The sequence below is a fragment of the Aggregatibacter sp. 2125159857 genome, from assembly GCF_017798005.1.
Taxonomy (GTDB): Bacteria; Pseudomonadota; Gammaproteobacteria; order Enterobacterales; family Pasteurellaceae; genus Aggregatibacter.
In genome coordinates, this window is record NZ_CP072548.1 from 456,192 (window position 1) to 475,571 (window position 19,380).

At 43.7% G+C, this 19,380-nt stretch carries 18 protein-coding genes; 12 read left to right on the forward strand and 6 right to left on the reverse strand.

Features of this window, described 5'->3' with window-relative positions; genetic code table 11:
• Nucleotides 1-667 precede the first annotated feature (667 nt).
• Together J5X96_RS02400 and cysS are read right to left on the reverse strand one after the other, a co-directional pair.
• The gene (locus tag J5X96_RS02400) at nucleotides 668-2,746 is read right to left on the reverse strand and encodes a TonB-dependent receptor domain-containing protein (protein WP_209364137.1); all 2,079 of its coding nucleotides are present in this window, start codon (nucleotides 2,744-2,746) and stop codon (nucleotides 668-670) included.
• A gap of 310 nt (nucleotides 2,747-3,056) precedes the next feature.
• Nucleotides 3,057-4,436 (reverse strand): cysteine--tRNA ligase, encoded by a 1,380-nt coding sequence (gene cysS / locus J5X96_RS02405; RefSeq protein ID WP_209364139.1) that lies wholly within the window; start codon nucleotides 4,434-4,436, stop codon nucleotides 3,057-3,059.
• A gap of 99 nt (nucleotides 4,437-4,535) precedes the next feature.
• Here cysS and J5X96_RS02410 point away from each other — a divergent pair, with 99 nt between their 5' ends.
• Genes J5X96_RS02410 through J5X96_RS02425 form a run of 4 tightly spaced genes read left to right on the forward strand, consistent with a single transcriptional unit; the run spans nucleotide 4,536 to nucleotide 6,748 of the window.
• Nucleotides 4,536-5,048 (forward strand): peptidylprolyl isomerase, encoded by a 513-nt coding sequence (locus J5X96_RS02410; RefSeq protein WP_109103932.1) that lies wholly within the window; start codon nucleotides 4,536-4,538, stop codon nucleotides 5,046-5,048.
• 44 nt (nucleotides 5,049-5,092) lie between these two features.
• Nucleotides 5,093-5,884: a TatD family hydrolase gene (locus J5X96_RS02415; protein WP_209364141.1), complete on the forward strand. Its 792-nt coding sequence runs from the start codon at nucleotides 5,093-5,095 to the stop codon at nucleotides 5,882-5,884.
• A 49-nt stretch (nucleotides 5,885-5,933) separates the two neighbouring features.
• Nucleotides 5,934-6,167, forward strand: a complete 234-nt coding sequence (locus tag J5X96_RS02420; protein WP_209364143.1) for a hypothetical protein — start codon at nucleotides 5,934-5,936, stop codon at nucleotides 6,165-6,167.
• A 2-nt stretch (nucleotides 6,168-6,169) separates the two neighbouring features.
• Nucleotides 6,170-6,748 carry a thymidine kinase gene (locus tag J5X96_RS02425; protein ID WP_021615471.1) on the forward strand — a complete coding sequence of 193 codons (579 nt, stop codon included), beginning with the start codon at nucleotides 6,170-6,172 and terminating at the stop codon, nucleotides 6,746-6,748.
• A gap of 41 nt (nucleotides 6,749-6,789) precedes the next feature.
• Here J5X96_RS02425 and J5X96_RS02430 read toward each other — a convergent pair whose 3' ends face one another.
• From J5X96_RS02430 to J5X96_RS02445, 4 genes are all read right to left on the reverse strand, one after another.
• Nucleotides 6,790-7,620, reverse strand: coding sequence for a class II glutamine amidotransferase (locus J5X96_RS02430; protein WP_209364145.1), 831 nt, complete (start codon nucleotides 7,618-7,620; stop codon nucleotides 6,790-6,792).
• 216 nt (nucleotides 7,621-7,836) lie between these two features.
• Nucleotides 7,837-9,081 (reverse strand): ATP-dependent protease ATP-binding subunit ClpX, encoded by a 1,245-nt coding sequence (clpX, locus tag J5X96_RS02435; RefSeq protein WP_209364147.1) that lies wholly within the window; start codon nucleotides 9,079-9,081, stop codon nucleotides 7,837-7,839.
• 9 nt (nucleotides 9,082-9,090) lie between these two features.
• On the reverse strand, nucleotides 9,091-9,672 hold the full coding sequence (gene clpP / locus J5X96_RS02440) for an ATP-dependent Clp endopeptidase proteolytic subunit ClpP (RefSeq protein ID WP_209364149.1): 582 nt from the start codon (nucleotides 9,670-9,672) through the stop codon (nucleotides 9,091-9,093).
• A gap of 224 nt (nucleotides 9,673-9,896) precedes the next feature.
• Complete coding sequence (locus J5X96_RS02445) at nucleotides 9,897-11,504, reverse strand: phosphoethanolamine transferase (RefSeq protein ID WP_209364151.1); 1,608 nt, start codon at nucleotides 11,502-11,504, stop codon at nucleotides 9,897-9,899.
• A 242-nt stretch (nucleotides 11,505-11,746) separates the two neighbouring features.
• Between J5X96_RS02445 and gshAB the strand changes: the two genes are divergently transcribed.
• The 8 genes from gshAB (at nucleotide 11,747) to acpP (ending at nucleotide 19,312) form a co-directional block, all read left to right on the forward strand.
• A complete protein-coding gene (gene gshAB, locus J5X96_RS02450; RefSeq protein WP_209364153.1) occupies nucleotides 11,747-14,020 on the forward strand; it encodes a bifunctional glutamate--cysteine ligase GshA/glutathione synthetase GshB in 2,274 nt (757 codons plus the stop codon).
• 236 nt (nucleotides 14,021-14,256) lie between these two features.
• Nucleotides 14,257-14,781, forward strand: a complete 525-nt coding sequence (yceD, locus tag J5X96_RS02455; RefSeq protein ID WP_209364154.1) for a 23S rRNA accumulation protein YceD — start codon at nucleotides 14,257-14,259, stop codon at nucleotides 14,779-14,781.
• A 16-nt stretch (nucleotides 14,782-14,797) separates the two neighbouring features.
• Nucleotides 14,798-14,968 (forward strand): 50S ribosomal protein L32, encoded by a 171-nt coding sequence (gene rpmF / locus J5X96_RS02460; protein WP_005544470.1) that lies wholly within the window; start codon nucleotides 14,798-14,800, stop codon nucleotides 14,966-14,968.
• A 27-nt stretch (nucleotides 14,969-14,995) separates the two neighbouring features.
• Nucleotides 14,996-16,030: a phosphate acyltransferase PlsX gene (gene plsX, locus J5X96_RS02465; protein ID WP_209364156.1), complete on the forward strand. Its 1,035-nt coding sequence runs from the start codon at nucleotides 14,996-14,998 to the stop codon at nucleotides 16,028-16,030.
• Between the two features lie 35 nt (nucleotides 16,031-16,065).
• Nucleotides 16,066-17,016, forward strand: coding sequence for a beta-ketoacyl-ACP synthase III (locus tag J5X96_RS02470; RefSeq protein ID WP_209364158.1), 951 nt, complete (start codon nucleotides 16,066-16,068; stop codon nucleotides 17,014-17,016).
• Nucleotides 17,017-17,124: 108 nt separating this feature from the next.
• Nucleotides 17,125-18,063, forward strand: coding sequence for an ACP S-malonyltransferase (gene fabD, locus J5X96_RS02475; RefSeq protein ID WP_209364160.1), 939 nt, complete (start codon nucleotides 17,125-17,127; stop codon nucleotides 18,061-18,063).
• A gap of 21 nt (nucleotides 18,064-18,084) precedes the next feature.
• Nucleotides 18,085-18,813, forward strand: a complete 729-nt coding sequence (fabG, locus tag J5X96_RS02480; protein ID WP_209364162.1) for a 3-oxoacyl-ACP reductase FabG — start codon at nucleotides 18,085-18,087, stop codon at nucleotides 18,811-18,813.
• A 268-nt stretch (nucleotides 18,814-19,081) separates the two neighbouring features.
• Nucleotides 19,082-19,312, forward strand: coding sequence for an acyl carrier protein (gene acpP / locus J5X96_RS02485; RefSeq protein ID WP_005544465.1), 231 nt, complete (start codon nucleotides 19,082-19,084; stop codon nucleotides 19,310-19,312).
• The last annotated feature ends 68 nt before the right edge of the window (nucleotides 19,313-19,380 follow it).

The window sequence follows — 19,380 nt, forward strand, 5'->3', positions numbered from 1 at the left end:
TATTTAATTGAAAAAAACACAGTAAAAACTCACCGCACTTTTTAGAATCGTAGCGTGCAACTCGTTGCACGAATAAAACGCTCGTGAGGAAAATCATTTGTGCATCAAGATGCACGCTACAATATGAAATCACGCTCCCTGTAGCGTGCAACTCATTGCACGAATAAAAATGCTCGTGAGGAAAATCATTCGTGACACGCTACGCACGAAATTGTGAATGCCTGAAAGGGCTAAATATCGTTCCGTGCGTGGTTTGGTCGTGCATCAAGATGCACGCTACAATATGAAATCACGCTCTCCGTAGCGTGCAACTTGTTGCACGAATAAAAATGCTCGTGAGGAAAATCATTCGTGACACGCTACGCACGAAATTGTGAATGCCTGAAAGGGTTAAATAATGTTCCGTGCGTGGTTTGGTCGTGCATCAAGATGCACGCTACAATATGAAATCACGCTCTCCGTAGCGTGCAACTTGTTGCACGGATAAAAACGCTCGTGAGGAAAATCATTCGTGGCAGGCTACGCATGAAATTGTGAATTACGCATCGCGTAGGGTTTTTATAGTCAGACTTTGTTTGGCTATAATGAAAAGGATTAAGTCCAACTGAACTTAATCCTTCATGATGTATTGAAAAAACACGGTAAAATCTCACCGCACTTTTCAGGTTTAGAACGTGTAGTTTACACTTAAACGAACGTCACGACCTGGCTCAGGCAAGGTGGATACGCCTGCGCGTTGGCTGTGGCTGCGGTAGTATTTGTTGAACGCATTGTTTAATGCCAGGTTGACGTTAACGTTTTTAACCGGTTTCCAAGTTACATAGAAATCGTTCACGCCATACCCCGGACGTTTGGTGGTGGTTGCTCCGCCGCCACGGTTGTTGGTGGTGGAATCGTAGCTGGTATGTTGTACAAAGCGACCTTTCCAGCCGATTTCTACGTCAGGTTGTTCGAAACGGTAAGAGGCGCCGGTGGTCCAAGTGCGACCGATTGGAATCGCCGTGACGGTGTTGTCCACGGTTCTGCCGTCCAATTCCGGTTTGCTGTAAGCCACGCCGGCACGCAAGGTTAAGCCTTCATATTTATAGGCGGTGCCTAACTCGTAACCGTGATTTCTTAATTTGCCGGCATTTTGGATTTCATAATAACCCTGTCTGATTTGCGTAAAGGCGTGCGTGTCCTGAACGGTTTGCCAGAAATAGCTACCATTTAAGGAAAGGCTATCAGCGAATTTATAGTTGAAACCCACTTCTGCATTGCGAGATTTTTCCGGTTTGATGTTGTTGGCGATGGAATACACGGCCGAGCCTCCTCGGCTAGCGCCTGAAGAAAGCATGATTTCGTGGAAACGCGGGCTACGGGTAGCATAGTTTAAGCTGGTATTTAAACTAAGATCATTGGTGACTTCATAAATCAACCCTACGCTTGGATTCACACTGCCTTTCTTGGATTTTGAACCGTCCATGGCACGGAAATTGAAGTGATCGTAACGCAAACCGGTGGTTAAGGTGAATGCGCCTAAGCCCCAAATGCCCTCTGTGTAAACACCGACTTCACGTTTCTTTTGAGTCTTCATTTGGATGCCGTTTTGTACGGTAAGAGAATTCGGTTTACCTTCTTGATCGCGGTAATTGACACCGTATTTGATTAAGTGAGATTCACCGATAGGTGAATCCAAGTTTACGTTGGCGCCATTGGCAATTAAACGGATTCTGGAACGTTCGCTCGGCTCTTCACGGCTAATTACACTGCGCCACACATTGACCTTGGCATTGCTGATAAAGCCCATGTTTTGCCCTGTCCATTCAATTTTGCTGGTGTCATTGGTGGTGATGCGATAGCGAGGGGCGTTATTTGCCGTATTCGGAATTTTGTTGCCATCGCGATCTAAAACATACCAAGTATTCCCTTCTCGGTTTAACGTATAGCCGTTTGCACGCTGTTCTTTTGTGAGTGCCGGTGGGTTGCCATTTCGTCCATTTGCCGTTAGCCAATCCTGTGAAAAGTCAAATTCTTCACGAAGTGCACGAACGCCATAATGACGTTCTTGACGATGACTTAATTCAATTCGGTGATCTTCATTCAAATCTGCGCCAACTTTTGCTAATAAGCCCCGTTGACCTAATGCACTATTTTTGATTTTGTAGCCGTTGCCTGCTTTATACTCGCTTTCTTTGACCCAGTTACCGGAAATTAACGCATCCATCATACCGGCGCGTGAATAAACGGTTGCGCCTTTGCTCCAGCCTTTGTTTGAGCTCACGCCGGCATTTAGTTTAAAACCAACGTCTTGACCTTCTTTCAGCAAGTCTTTTGCGCTCACGGTTTCCGCAACGATTGCACCGCTGGTTGCACCGATGCCGGCACTGGCGGATCCTGTGCCTTTTTGTACGCTGACTTTCTTCAATAGTGCCGGATCAAAGATGAAACGACCTTGATGGTGGAAAAGTTGAGCATCGGTATAAGCATCATCCACTTTTACATCCACTTGATCTTGCCCCATCCCACGAATGGTAAACCACTGTGATGTGCCGCGACCGCCACCGAAGTTAATCGCCGGTTCGTCTTTCAATAAACCTTTTAATTCGGTTTCCGTGCTGCGATTAATGGATTCCGTTGTAATCACATTGGTTTTACTTTTTGCACCGGTATTTTCAGACACCACGTTAATCACGTCTAAGTTGTCCGCATAAACAGCGGTGGTAACTAACATTGCGAGGGGAAGCAAGGAAAAATGTTTGCGCATAAATGCTCCTATTCCTATAAAGGTTAATGAAAGATGAAATTTATCGCGAAGAAATTTAACGTATTTACTTATTGTATGCAAATAATTCTTATTTATATTCTCAACTATAAAATAGACAACATAAGAAAACACAACATTTTTTGACCGCACTTTATCTGCTTTTGTGGTTGGCTATGCGCATCAGGTTTCTGATTGCGCCAAAAGATGAGTTGAGTCTGGAAATTGTACGAGTGAAGTACATTTGAAATGGGAATAAACAAAAAAGGAAAGTGAGTGATTCACTTTCCTTTTTGTTTTTTAACTTATCGTCTTATTGTTTTCGCCAAGTGGTGCCGTTCGGACCGTCTTCTAATACAATGCCCATTTGCGTTAAGGCGTTGCGGGCTGCATCTGCAGCCGGCCAGTCTTTGGCAGCACGGGCTTCGTTGCGTTGTTTGATGAGTCCTTCGATTTTAGCGACTTCGTCATCATCAGAGCCGGCTTGTAAAAATTGTTCAGGATCAAGCTGAAGCAAACCGAGAATGCCGGCAAGTTCGCGTAAACGCGCGGCAAGTCCGTTGGCTTTGGACATGTCTTCGGTTTTTAGTTTGTTCAATTCGCGCGCCATTTCAAATAGCACAGAAAGGGCATTTGGCGTATTGAAATCATCGTCCATTGCCTCACGGAAGGCATCCACAAAATTTTCACCGCCAAAAGCCACCGCACTTTTATCGGTGCCGCGCAATGCGGTGTAGAGGCGTTCTAATGCGCCGTGGGCGAGATTGAGGTTTTCTTCGCTGTAATTTAATTGGCTACGGTAGTGGGCGCTGAGCAAGAAGTAGCGTACGCTTTCTGCATCGTAGTGGCTTAATACATCGCGAATCGTGAAGAAGTTGCCGAGGGATTTCGACATTTTCTCTTTATCCACCATGATCATGCCGGAATGCAGCCAGTAGTTCACATACTGGTTACCGTGGGCGCAACAAGATTGAGCGATTTCGTTTTCATGGTGCGGGAACATCAGGTCGGAGCCACCACCGTGAATGTCAAAATGTTCGCCAAGTTGTTTGCTGTTCATGGCGGAACATTCAATGTGCCAGCCCGGGCGACCTTTGCCCCAAGGCGAATCCCAACTTGGTTCGTTTGGTTTGGACATTTTCCACAACACGAAATCCATTGGGTTTTTCTTGATTTCATTGATTTCGATACGTGCGCCCGCTTGTAATTGTTCTAAATCTTGGCGGGATAATTTGCCGTATTCTTTGAAACTTTCCACATCAAACATCACATCGCCGTTGTCTGCCACATAAGCATGTCCGCGCTGAATCAGTTTTTCAACAAGGGCAATAATTTCAGGAATGTGATGGGTTGCACGTGGTTCAAAGTCAGGACGCAAAATGTTCAGGGCATCAAAATCCTTGTACATTTCCACGACCATGCGATCGACGAGTTGATCGCAGGTTTCTTTGTTTTCTAAGGCGCGTTTAATGATTTTGTCGTCCACGTCAGTGATGTTGCGTACATAGGTTAACTCGTAGCCTAAATAGCGTAAGTAACGTGCGACAACATCAAAACACACAAAGGTGCGTCCATGCCCGATATGGCAGAGATCGTAAACGGTTACGCCGCAAACATACATGCCGATTTTGCCTGCATGAATCGGTTTAAAAATTTCTTTTTCGCGAGTAAGAGTATTGAAAAGTTTTAACATATTGGGATCCAAATCTTTTTGAAAACGCACCGCACTTTATGGCGATTTGGGGCGGATTATGGAATAATGACGCTCTTTAATTCGTATAGGAAAAGCACAATGATTACACTACACACTAATTTCGGCGACATTAAAATTGCCTTAAATCATGAGAAAGCACCGGTAACGGCAGAAAACTTCTTAACTTATTGTAAAAATGGGTTTTATGATAACACAATTTTCCACCGCGTGATTGACGGTTTTATGATCCAAGGCGGTGGCATGGAAAGCGGTATGCGCGAGAAAGCGACTAACGCACCGATTAAAAATGAAGCGAACAACCGTTTAAGCAACAAGCGCGGCACCATCGCCATGGCGCGTACTTCTGATCCGCATTCTGCGACGGCGCAATTCTTCATTAATGTGGCGGATAACACCTTCTTGGATTACCGTTCAAAAGAAATGTTTGGCAAAGAAGTGGTACAAGAGTGGGGCTACGCGGTATTTGGCGAAGTGGTTGAAGGCATGGATGTCGTGGACAAAATCAAAGGTGTGAAAACCGGCAACAAAGGTTTCCATCAAGACGTGCCGAATGAAGATGTGGTGATTACCTCTGTTACTGTTGACGAATAAGACTATGGGCAACTCATTGAGTTGCCTGATTTTTTTAGATTGATATGTATTCATTTTTCGACACCCATACCCACCTCGATTATTTGCAGCAAGCCACCGGTGAGCCGTTAGCACAGCTTATGCAAAATGCACAGGCGGCTGGTGTGCAAAAGGTCTTGATTGTTGCCGTGTTACAGCGGGATTTCAAAACGATTGAAAAAATGACCGCACTTTATCCTGAACACTTGTATTACGGCTTGGGGCTACATCCGTTGTACATCAAAGAACACCAAGCGCAGGATTTGGATTTATTGGAACAGGCGTTAGCAACGCGTTCGGCAAATTGCACGGCAATCGCAGAAATCGGTTTGGAGCGCGCCGTATCGGACTTGTTAAGCGAGGCATTATGGCGTAAGCAATGTGATTTTTTTGAGGCGCAACTGTATTTGGCGAAGAAGTACGATTTGCCGGTGAACATGCATTCCCGGAAGTCGCACGATCAGCTGTTCTCTTTTCTCAAACGCATTGAGGTGCCGAAACGTGGCGTCGTACATGGTTTTGCAGGCAGTTACGATCAGGCAAAGCGCTTTGTTGATTTGGGCTATTCTATTGGTGTAGGTGGTACGATTACCTATGAACGCGCTAATAAAACCCGTCAAACCATCGCGAAATTGCCACTGGATGCCTTGCTGTTAGAAACGGATTCGCCCGACATGCCGGTATTTGGTTTTCAAGGTCAACCGAATCGCCCGGAAAGAGTGCAACAGGTTTTTAAGGTGTTGTGTGAATTAAGACGCGAAACGCCGGAGATAATTGCCGAGACAATTTGGCAAAATAGCCTGAGTAAATTTGCGTGAACCCATTTAAAAAATGATTTTTTATTTCTTTTATCTATAAGGGAAGACTATGGATGAGATTAAATTTAGAGCCATGCGTGCTGCCGGTATCGGTTGTGTTGTTATGTTAGCGATTATCGGCTTTTTCGTGTTTACCACGCCGACAAATGCGCTTATTGATTTCTTAACGGAGATTGGCGAAATGGCTGGCGGACGAACTACGATCGGGGTTTTCATACTTGCCTCGTTACCACCGCTTACCGGTTTTATTTGCTATTACTTTTGGAAATGGGTGCTTAAATAATCATGGCTAAGCTGTATTTTTACTATTCCACCATGAATGCAGGAAAATCCACAACGTTGCTGCAATCTTCCTACAACTACCGTGAACGCAACATGAATACGCTGGTTTATACGGCGGCCATTGATGATCGTTTCGGCACAGGTCGCGTGACTTCCCGCATTGGGATCAGCGAGCAAGCGAATACCTTCGCACCGGATACGGATTTATTCGCAGAAATTCAACAACATTTAGCGAAAGCACCGTTGCATTGCATTTTGGTGGATGAAGCGCAGTTTTTAACTAAAGCGCAGGTGTATCAACTAAGCGATGTGGTGGATAAATTGAACATTCCGGTGTTGTGTTATGGCTTGCGCACGGACTTCCAAGCGGAGCTTTTTGAAGGCAGCCGCTATTTGCTGGCATGGGCGGATCAGTTGGAAGAACTTAAGACTATTTGCTATTGCGGTCGTAAAGCCAATTTTGTCCTGCGTCTCAATGAACAGGGCGACGTTGTCAAACAAGGAGACCAAATTCAAATCGGCGGTAACGACAGCTATTTGTCAGTATGTCGATTGCATTATAAAGAACGCATGGCGGAATAAAGTGCGGTGAATATTGACCGCACTTTGAGGATGGCGAGGGATTAAGCGATACCGGCTTTGCCTAAGGTGCCGTCATCAATTGGGGCGGTGTTTAGCGTGCCGAGCACTTCCCAGACTTTATCGCCATTTTTGAAAAACACAAATCCACCGTTATCCATTTTGGTCCAAACTTCATCCTTTGTCAGTGGAACAGTCGTAATAATTGTGACTTTGTCCCCTTCTTTGGTGTAGTCGTTGAAGTCGATGACACCGCCATCATCCACCCGTTGTGCCTTACCGAAGGGCGCTTGACGGGTGATGTAATGTAAGTTTGTTGAGCAACGCACGATCATCCATTCGCCGTTCGACAGCATAAAATTTAATGTGCCGTAGCGTGCCAGCTCATTGCTGATCTGTTGAATCGCCTCAAAAATTTCTTCTTCACTCGGTTTGTGTTTAAAGCGTGTTTTGAGCTGTTCTAACATATAACAGAATGCTGTTTCAGAATCGGTGGTACCAATCGGTTGGTAAAAAATCGTTTCAGTCACAGGCAAATTCACCAAATTGCCATTGTGCGCGAATACCCAATTTTCACCCCAAATTTCACGCATAAAAGGGTGGGTATTTTCGATGTTGACATCACCTTGCGTCGCTTTTCGAATGTGGGCAATCACGTTAAGTGACTTAATGTTATATTGTTTTACACAGTCGGCAATGGGGGAGCTGTGTCCCGGTTTATTATCACGAAACACGCGCACGCCTTTGCCTTCAAAAAAAGCAATCCCGAAACCGTCCGAGTGACAGTCGGTTAAACCGGCACGATGGCGGAAACCTTCAAAGGAAAACACAATATCTGTCGGTGTGTTGCAATTCATTCCTAATAGTTGACACATACTTGACCTAATATCTTAATAACCATAAAACTTATGGCGATTTAACACGATAATCCGGCAAAATTCAACTTAAACCACAGGCTGTTCTTAGAACAAAATGTTTGGCTTGATAACCGTTCTCTATGAGAAAAAAGAGTCACGGTATGCACGAATCTGTCATATAAAACGGACACTGATGCTGAAACAAAAGTGTCCGTGATGTTTTGAGAGAGAAAATTAGGCGTAGATAAGTTCAGGCGCCTTGCCGTCATTAATGGTTTGCTCGTTAACTACCACTTTTTCCAATCCTTCTAAAGAAGGTAAGTCGTACATGGTGTCGAGTAAAACGCTTTCAATAATAGAGCGCAAGCCGCGGGCGCCGGTTTTGCGGGCGAGGGCTTTTTTCGCCATGGCGATTAAGGCTTCTTTAGTGAATTCTAGTTTCACATTTTCCAAACCAAATAACGCTTGATATTGTTTACACAAGGCATTTTTCGGTTCGGTCAGAATACGCACAAGGGCTTCTTCGTCTAATTCGCTTAACGGCGCAACCACCGGTAAACGTCCGATAAACTCCGGGATTAAGCCGTATTTCATTAAATCGTCCGGTTCTACTTGTTTGAACAAGTCCGTCAACGTGGCTTTGTCTTTTTCGCTCTTGATTTCGGCGCCGAAACCAATCGCAGTGGCGACGCTGGTGCGTTTTTCAATGACTTTATCCAAGCCGGCAAAGGCACCGCCACAAATAAACAGAATTTTGGAGGTATCGATGCGCAACATTTCCTGTTGTGGGTGTTTGCGTCCGCCTTGTGGTGGAATGGAAGCAACCGTGCCTTCAATCAGTTTTAACAAGGCTTGTTGTACGCCCTCGCCGGAAACATCGCGGGTAATGGACGGATTTTCTGATTTGCGGGTGATTTTGTCGATTTCGTCGATATAAATAATGCCTTGTTCCGCACGTTCGATGTCGTAATCACAATTTTGCAGTAATTTTTGTAACACGTTTTCCACGTCTTCGCCCACATAACCGGCTTCCGTCAAGGTGGTGGCATCCGCCATGGCGAAAGGCACGTTTAACATACGCGCCATGGTCTCTGCTAATAGGGTTTTACCGCTACCGGTCGGGCCGATAAGTAAAATATTACTTTTACCCAATTCCACATCATTGGTTTGATGTTTGGTGCGTAGGCGTTTGTAGTGGTTATACACCGCCACTGCTAACACTTTTTTCGCATAATCTTGGCCGATGACATAATCGTCTAAGTGGGCACGTATTTTGTGCGGTGTGGGTAATTCCTGCTCTTTTGTCGCTTCTGCGTCTTCGCTTTCGGCTTCTTCGCCATGCTCTTCATTGAGCAACATATCGTGACACAGTTCGATGCATTCATTACAAATGTAACCGGAAGTGCCAGCGATAAGTTTATTGACTTCGTCTTGTTCTTTGCCACAGAAAGAACAATGTAATTCTTTATCTTTTGCCATTTTTATCTCTTAACGTTTAGTCAACACTTTATCGATTAAGCCGTAGTTTTTGGCTTCTTCTGCCGACATAAAGTTGTCGCGGTCAGTGTCTCTTTCAATGGTTTCAATAAGTTGGTCGGTGTGGAAAGCTAAACGTTCATTTAACGTGCTTTTGATTTTTAAAATCTCTTGGGCATGAATTTGAATATCCGATGCTTGTCCGCGGAAACCGCCTAATGGTTGGTGAATCATTATACGGGCATGTGGTAATGCCCCGCGTTTGTCTGCTGCGCCACCGGCGAGTAAAAATGCGCCCATAGAGCAGGCTTGTCCAACACAAAGGGTTCGTACATCCGGCTTGATGAATTGCATGGTATCGTAAATTGCCATACCGGCAGTAACGGAACCGCCCGGTGAGTTGATATATAAATTGATGTCTTTATCGGGATCTTCTGATTCTAGGAAAAGCAATTGTGCCACAATTAGATTGGCCATGTTGTCTTCCACTTCACCGCTTAGGAAAATCACGCGATCTTTTAGTAAGCGGGAATAAATGTCATAGGCGCGTTCGCCACGGGAAGTTTGGTCAACGACCATAGGAATTACACTCATATGTTCCTCAATTTAGTCAGGATAGGGTGAAAAGTGCGGTCAGAAAAAACGGAGTTTTTTGATATTGGACGAGCCAACAGCGCCGCAAGAACAAAATTCTTTCATAAAAAACGGCGGTTATTCTACCTGAAAAATTAGGTTTGCTGAATGGCTATTCCGGCAAAAATAAAAATGCGGTCATTCGTTTGAAAAAATGACCGCACTTTTAGGGTTGGGACCTGTTATTACGGTTCTTGTTTCGCCGGATCCTCTTTCAACGACTGATAGTCCACCAAGGCCCGCCAGTTAAACACTTTGATTGGTTGCGGTTTCGGGTTGAAAAAATCTTCTTGGCTTAAATGACTTTCTTTAATGCCTAACCATTGGGCAAAGCCGTGAATAAAATTAAAGGCGCTTTGCGGGTTTTTAATGAGGGTTCTTTTGGTGTCGTCACTGGAAAAACGAACAAAAGGCACCGCATAACTTTGTTTATATTCCTTATTATTTAGCATAGACAGATTTTTGCCTGCGCCTAAATGCGCCAACCCGTGATCTGAGAAATAAATGACGGAATAGCTTTGGCCTTGATCTTTGAGAATTTGATTCACCTCAGACAATAAGCTATCCGTTTGTTTTAAGGTGTCTAAATAACACGACATTTCTCGGCTAATTAAATGGAATTTGGGTTCTTCACCATTTAAATGGGCGCAAAATGTTGGGTGCGAGCCAATTAAATGTAAAACGATTAATTTGGTTTGATCTTTATCTTTCGCCAAAAGTTGTTTCAATGGTTCTAATAACGCCGTATCGGCGATATTGTCCGAATCATACCCGCCTTTTTTGGTAAAGAACGATTCATCTGCTTGAATGCCGATACGCGATGCCATGGTGTCCCATTCGCCGACTTTGCCTTGGTTAGACAGCCAATAAGTTTTGTAATGGGCAAGTTTGGCGAGCGAGATAATGTTATCGGTGTAAACCGTTTCTTCATTGTTGTTAATGGAACGATACAACGTGCGTTGCAACGACGGCTGGGTATTCGGGCCGGCAGCCACATATAAATCGAAAATCAAGCCGTTCACTTGTTCTAAAAACGGCGTGGTTTTTTGTGGGTAGCCGTATAAGGATGTGTAATCCCGTCGCATACTTTCGCCGATCACTAAGACATAGTTTTGATATTTTGGCTCAACGGAAAGGATTTGCCATTCCGGTGTTTTGGTCAAGGCGTCGTTTAATAATGCCCGTTGCGTTAAATAGGTGTTATTTACTTTGATGGCGTTGGAAAGAAAACTCACCGGATAAAAGTTTGAGGCTTTAAAAAATTCGGAGAGCTTAAATGCTTTTTCAGGATCCGTATTTTCCACTTCTTTTGCAATGGGCGTATAAAGTGAAAAGGTGAGAAGACCAAGGTAAACGGCAGCATAGATTTTCTTCTGAGATTTATTTGAGGTTTTATGTCGTTGAATCAATAAGATAACGATAAATAAAAGAAGATAGAAAAAAGTAAAAATATAAATAGAGAGCGGAATCGCTTTAAAAAAACCGATGGCTTCACTGAAATTGGTTTCATAAACCGAGGCAATTACCCCAATCGACACCGGGCCATATAATAAGCCGGAAGGAAGATAGCCGAGAGAGAGAGCGAAAATAAAAAGAAAGCCAATTAAAAATAAGATCTTGCTGTGTTTCCGTAAGGTCAAAAGCAGCAAACCTAATGCAAAAATACTCACCAGATTAGTCAGATAATTATCCAAAATGCCCAAGGCAATGTGGGAAAGAAAGGAAAAAATCAATAATAACAACGCAAAAGTGATGTCATTATTGATGAGATTGTGTTTTTTGAATTGACTCATTTTATGTGCCACAGGTGTTTTCCATGTACTTTTCTAAGGGCGGAAATTTTAGACCCTTTATTCCCCAAAATGAAGTATTTTCGTTTCAATACATTAAGTTATAACCATTCCTTATGGGGGATGCGATTTTTTTATTTGCATTTAAGGGGATTAATTTTAATAATGTGGCGATTTTTTAAGAAGTTTATGCAAGTAGGCATGCCTAAACAGTATGATTCCTCGTTTAGCTAAAAGGAAATTTTATGAATATTCAACAGGTTATAAAAGAAAATCGCTTGGAGCTGTTGTTCCAACAAGGGTCATTTGGCATTGAAAAAGAAAGCCAACGTGTACACGCAGACGGAGCGATTGTGGTGACTGAGCACCCAAAATGCTTCGGCAATCGTTCTTATCACCCTTATATTCAGACGGATTTTGCGGAAAGTCAGCTTGAGTTAATCACCCCACCCAATAAAAAAATTGAAGATACGTTGCGTTGGTTATCCGCCATTCACGAAGTGGTGTTACGTTCTTTGCCGGAAGACGAATATGTCTTTCCGTTGAGCATGCCGGCCGGCTTGCCACCGGAGGATCAAATTAAAGTGGCACAACTGGACAATCCGGTCGATGTGGCGTATCGCGAGCATTTAGTGAAATCCTACGGTAAAAGCAAGCAAATGGTGAGTGGTATTCACTACAACTTCCAGCTTGAGCCAGCGTTCATTCAACAGCTGTTTGCACGACAAAATGACTACCAAAGTGCGGTGGATTTTCAGAACGATTTATATTTGAAAATTGCCCGTAATTTCTTGCGTTATCAATGGATCCTCGTCTATTTATTAGCGGCCACGCCAACCGTTGATGCCAATTATTTCCGTCACGGTACGCCATTGAAAGCGGGGCAATACGTCCGTAGTTTACGTTCTGGCCAATATGGTTATGTGAATGACCCAAGTGTGAAAGTGTCTTATGACAGTTTGAAAGATTATGTGGCAACCTTGGAGCAGGCAGTCAACAGCGGACAGCTTATTGCCGAAAAAGAATTTTATTCCAACGTGCGTTTGCGTGGTGCGAAACAAGCGCGTGAATTGCTCCAAAACGGCATTCAATATTTGGAATTCCGTCTATTCGATCTAAACCCGTTTGAGGCTTATGGTATTGCCTTGAATGATGCCAAATTTGTGCATTATTTTATTTTATTAATGGCGTGGTTGGATGAAGAATCTTTGGCAAGTGCGGTGGAATTAGGCAAAGAAAAATTAGCCCAAGTGGCGTGGGAAAATCCATTGTCGGCAACGGCTTTCCAAGCAGAAGGCGAACGTGTTTTACAGCAATTATTGGCGATGTTGGCGGAAATTCACGCCGATGCAGAGATGACCGAGATCGTCAAAGAGAAACTGGCGCAGTTTGCTGATCCAAGCCAAACGCTTGGTGCGCGCTTAGTCAATGCTATCGAAGCACATGGTGGTTATCAAAAACTGGGCGCGGAACTGGCGATTCGTTACAAAAAACAAGCCTTTGAACGTTTTTATGCGTTGTCAGCTTTCGACAACATGGAGCTTTCCACCCAAGCGCTGATGTTTGATGCCATTCAAAAAGGCTTAAAAATGGAGATTTTAGACGAGCGCGATCAGTTCTTAAGTCTGCAATTCGGTGACCATTTGGAATATGTCAAAAACGGCAACATGACTTCCCATGACAGCTACATTTCGCCTCTTATCATGGAAAATAAAGTGGTGACCAAAAAAGTGTTGGCGAAAGCCGGCTTTAACGTGCCGCAAAGCGTGGAATTTACCAGTGTGGAACAAGCCGTGGCCAATTATGCTTTATTCGCAGGGCGTGCTGTGGTGATTAAACCGAAATCCACTAATTACGGTTTAGGCATCAGTATTTTCCAACAGGGCGTGCATGATCCTGAGGATTTTGCCAAAGCCATTGAAATTGCTTTCCGTGAAGACAAAGAAGTGATGGTAGAAGATTACCTCACCGGCACGGAATACCGTTTCTTCGTGCTAGGTGATGAAACCCTTGCCGTGTTGTTGCGTGTGCCGGCAAATGTCATTGGCGACGGCGTGCATACGGTGGCGGAATTAGTGGCTCAGAAAAATGATCATCCGTTGCGTGGCGATGGTAGCCGCACGCCATTGAAGAAAATTGCGTTGGGCGACATCGAACAGTTACAGTTAAAAGAGCAAGGCTTAACCGTGGACAGCGTGCCGGCGAAAGATCAGCTGGTGCAGTTACGTGCCAATTCCAACATTAGCACCGGTGGCGATTCCATTGACATGACCGACCAAATGCACCCAAGCTACAAAGCCTTGGCGGTTGGCATCACCAAAGCCATGGGCGCTGCGGTGTGTGGTGTGGATTTAATCATTCCCGATTTAACCAAACCGGCTGAGCCGAGCCTGCAATCTTGGGGCGTGATTGAAGCCAACTTTAATCCAATGATGATGATGCATATCTTCCCGTACGCAGGACAATCCCGTCGGGTGACGCAAAACGTACTGAAAATGCTCTTTCCGGAGTTGAAATAATATTCCAAGAACGCAAAGGCGAATCGGAGGATTCGCCTTTTTGTTTGCTTGAAGTGCGGTCGTTTTTGACGATGTTTTGGAGAATCAAAAATAATTAAAAAATCCACCGCACTTCTCCGATAAAATTACGAAGAACGTGATTGCGTAAAATCATGGATAACGTAAGGCGAGTGGTGCGCGTGGAATGCAAGATTTCCTTTGACTATTTTATTTTCTGAGGGTAATATTCACGCCCTATGCAAAAGGTAAAACTACCCCTCACTGTCGATCCGGTGAAAGATGCGCAACGAAGATTAGATTATCAGGGTTATTACGCTGCCAATCAATTAAGTCGTCTTGCCGAATCGGTTGGTAAAGTGCTCAGCGATGCACAGGTTACATTATCGTTCTTTGTTGATCCGCAAAAATTGGTTGTTATGAAAGGTCATGCCAAGGTTGATGTTGAATTAAATTGTCAGCGTTGTGGTGAACCTTTCGTTCAAACCGTTGATTGTGAGTTTTGTTACAGTCCGGTGGCTAATTTGGATCAAATTGATGTATTGCCGGAAATCTATGAGCCAATTGAATTCAATGAATTCGGTGAAATAGATTTACTTGGAACAATTGAAGATGAATTAATTTTAAGTCTGCCGATTGTGCCAATGCATTCATCTGAACACTGTGAAGTGTCCGTGGCTGAACAGGTTTTTGGCGAATTGCCGGAAGAATTGGCAAAAAAACCGAACCCGTTCGCTGTATTAGCTAATTTAAAGCAAAAATAATTTAGGAGTATAGCCAATGGCTGTTCAACAAAATAAAAAATCCCGTTCACGTCGTGATATGCGTCGTTCTCACGATGCGTTAACAACTGCTGCAGTATCCGTTGATAAAGCAAGTGGTGAAACTCATTTGCGTCACCATGTAACCGCTGACGGTTACTATCGTGGTCGTAAAGTGATTAACAAGTAATTATCTCAATTACATCAAGGTAATCACTTGAGTCGTCTAACCCTGGCGTTAGATGCGATGGGCGGGGACATTGGTCCCCGTATTACTATCCCAGCATCCATTTTAGCCTTGGAGCGCGATCCAACGCTTTCTCTCTTATTGTTTGGCGATCGTCAACAAATTCTTCCGCTTTTATCTTCTGCTCCCAACAGTCTTCGTCAACGCTGTGACATTGTTCATTGCACTCGTGTGATTGATAGTCGTCAGGGAATTTCCTATGCACTGCGTCATAGCAAAGATACTTCTATGCGTTTAGCGATTGAAGCCGTACAAAAAGGGGATGCGCAGGGCTGTGTGAGTGCGGGTGATACAGCAGCTTTGATGGGCTTATCGAAAATCTTATTGCAACCTCTAGAAGGTATCCATCGTCCGGCACTGATTTCTACGATTCCAACGGTGATAGGTGAGCGTTCGATTATGTTGGATCTGGGGGCGAATGTTGAGTGTGATGCAGAAAATTTGTATCAATTTGCCTTGATGGGTGCCATTTTTGCAGAAAATACCTTGAATTTAGTTTATCCACGCATTGCGTTATTGAATATTGGTATTGAAGCGGTGAAAGGATACAAATCTATCCGGGATGCGGCAGATTTACTGAAAAAAGACACCGCACTTAATTACATTGGATTCCTTGAAGGCAATTTTTTACTCAATGGCAAGGCGGATGTGATTGTGACAGATGGCTTTGCCGGCAATGTTGCGCTGAAAACCTTGGAAGGCGCGGCAAAGAACGTGATTTCTCTACTGAAAAGTGATAAGAAAAAGAGTATATTAAGTCACGTTTTTGAGTATTTAATTAAATATCTTTTCAAAGATAAATACCAACGATTAAAGCAAATCAACCCTGATCAATATAATGGCGCATCGCTTATCGGTTTGACCTCTGTTGTGGTGAAAAGTCACGGAAGTGCAAATATAGAGGCATTTGCTTATGCGATTGCCGATGCGGCATTACAAGCCCGACGTCAAATCCCGCAGAAAATTTTGGCGGGCTTAAATAAAAATGAAATATCAATGAAGTAGTGAGTTTCCTCGCTATTATTTTTAACGAGATGACTATGTTTAGCAAAATTTTATCGACAGGTAGCTATTTACCGCAGCATATTCGCACCAATGCCGATTTAGAAAAAATGGTAGATACTTCAGATGAGTGGATTGTTACCCGTTCCGGTATTCGTGAACGTCGCATTGCTGCACCGGATGAAACCGTCTCTACCATGGGATTTGAAGCAGCCCAAAAAGCCATTGAAGCGGCAAACATCAATCCACAGGAAATTGATCTTATTTTAGTAGCAACAACCAGCAACTCTCATGCTTATCCAAGTGCAGCTTGCCAAATTCAAGGGATGTTAGAGATTGACGATGCCATTGCGTTTGATTTAGCGGCGGCTTGTACCGGCTTTGTGTATGCGTTAGGTGTTGCTGATCAATTTATTCGTACCGGTAAAGTGAAAAAGGCGCTCGTGATCGGTTCTGATTTAAATTCCCGTAAATTAGATGAAACAGATCGTAGTACCGTTGTGTTATTCGGTGATGGTGCAGGCGCGGCTATTTTGGAAGCATCGGAACAAGAAGGGATTATTTCTACCCATTTACACGCCTCAGCAGATAAAAATGGCGCATTGTTACTTCCTCAGCCTGAGCGTGGCGTGGCAAAATCCGGCTATATCGAAATGCAAGGCAATGAAACCTTTAAATTGGCGGTGCGTGAACTGTCGAATGTGGTGGAAGAAACCCTTGCCGCCAATAATTTAGATAAAAAAGACATTGATTGGTTGGTGCCTCATCAAGCGAATTTACGTATTATTGCCGCCACGGCAAAAAAATTAGACATGGATATGTCGCAAGTGGTGGTCACGCTGGATCGTTATGCCAATAACAGCGCGGCAACCGTGCCGGTCGCATTGGATGAAGCGGTGCGTGATGGACGTATTCAGCGTGGTCAGTTGCTCCTTCTTGAAGCCTTTGGTGGTGGTTGGACTTGGGGTTCGGCTTTAGTGAGATTTTAGATAATCTGTTATCATTCGTGAAAAAAAGTGCGGTTATTTTTGACCGCACTTTTCGACTGTAACGCATATCGGAATAAATTGATTTATTTTTTAGTATAGGTAAGAGACATGAAAAAATTTGCAATGGTTTTCCCAGGACAAGGTTCACAAACGGTGGGAATGTTAGCGGAATTAGCCGGCGACTACCCAATTGTACAAGAAACCTTTAAACAAGCTTCAGAAGTATTGGGATATGATTTGTGGCAATTAGTGCAGGAAGGCCCTGCGGAAGAATTAAACAAGACATGGCAAACGCAGCCAGCGTTGTTAACGGCATCTGTGGCTGTTTATCGTGTATGGCAACAAAAATACCCGGCATTAAAACCGGAAGTGATGGCTGGTCATAGCTTAGGTGAATATTCTGCGTTGGTGTGTGCAGGTGTGTTAGATTTCCAAGATGCGGTTAAATTAGTGGAATTGCGCGGTAAGCTTATGCAACAAGCTGTGCCGGAAGGTACTGGGGCGATGTACGCGATCATTGGTTTAGACAATGACGCCATTATTAACGCCTGCAAACAAGCAGAACAGGGCGAAGTGGTTTCCGCCGTGAACTTCAATTCACCGGGCCAAGTCGTGATTGCCGGTGCGAAAGCGGCGGTAGAACGTGCGGCAGCATTATGTAAAGAAGCCGGTGCTAAACGTGCATTACCGCTAGCGGTTAGCGTGCCTTCACACTGTGCTTTAATGAAACCGGCTGCGGATCAATTATCTGTTTCCTTAGAAAGTATTACGTTGAAAGCGCCGGTAGTTGCGGTGTTAAATAATGTGGATGTAAAAGCCGAAACTGATGCCGTTGCGATTCGTAATGCTTTGGTTCGCCAACTTTATAGCCCGGTACGTTGGACAGAAACCGTAGAGAAAATGGCACAAAACGGCGTCGAAGTGTTAGTGGAAGTGGGGCCGGGTAAAGTGTTAAACGGGTTAGCGAAACGAATCGTGGATTCCTTACAAGCGGTTTCTGTAAATGATGTGAAATCCCTCGATTCCGTCGAAGAAGTATTAGCATAGTAGTGAAAAGGAGAGAAAGTTATGCAAGGTAAAATTGCATTAGTCACAGGTGCAACGCGTGGTATTGGCCGTGCAGTAGCCGAAGAATTAGTATCAAAAGGCGCTTTTGTTATCGGTACAGCAACGTCTGAGAAAGGTGCTGAAAGTATTTCTGCCTATTTAGGTGAGAAAGGCAAAGGATTGGTATTAAATGTTGCGGATCAAGCTTCCATTGATACGGTATTGGAACAGATCAAACAAGAATTTGGCGACATTGATATTTTAGTGAATAACGCCGGTATTACCCGTGATAATTTGTTAATGCGCATGAAAGATGAAGAATGGTTCGATATTTTACAAACTAACTTGAGTTCTGTTTACCATCTTTCCAAAGCGATGCTTCGCACCATGATGAAAAAACGTTTCGGGCGTATCATCAACATTGGTTCTGTCGTGGGCTCCATGGGGAATGCCGGTCAGACAAATTATTGTGCGGCAAAAGCAGGTCTCATTGGTTTCAGTAAAGCCTTGGCAAAAGAAGTGGCTTCCCGTGGCATTACGGTAAACGTTGTGGCACCAGGCTTTATTGCTACCGACATGACGGAAGTGTTAAGCGAAGAACTAAAAAATAACTTATTAACTCAAATCCCGGCAGGCCGTTTAGGTGAGCCGAAAGATATCGCTAAAGCCGTGGCATTTTTGGCTTCTGAGGATGCGTCTTATATTAATGGTACAACGTTGCACGTTAACGGTGGTATGTACATGAGCTAATGGGTAGCAAGTGGAGGTTGCGGATAAATTGGATAAATGCGTGCAAATTAATTTGCTTAATGTTAGAATCCACCCCGCAACTGTCACTTGGTTACGTCATTCAATGTCTGTGAAAGACATAACTATTTTAAACTGTATGTGGTTGCAAAAATTCGGAACTCTTTTTTGAGGTTTGACCTCTAACAAGAAATCTTGCGAAATGTTTTGTAAATACATACACTACTTAACTTATCGCAATGAGCGTAAACTTAAACATAGGAAGAAACAAATGAGCATTGAAGAACGCGTAAAAAAAATCATCGTTGAACAATTAGGCGTGAAAGAAGAAGATGTAAAACCTGAAGCGTCTTTCGTTGAAGATTTAGGTGCGGATTCTTTAGATACTGTTGAATTGGTGATGGCTTTAGAAGAAGAATTCGATATCGAAATTCCAGATGAAGAAGCTGAAAAAATCACAACTGTTCAATCAGCAATTGATTACGTTCAAAACAATCAATAATTTCTGATTCTCAATTTAGGCGGTTTAATAACCGCCTAAATTTTTTTTTATCAAAAGAAAATCACAAC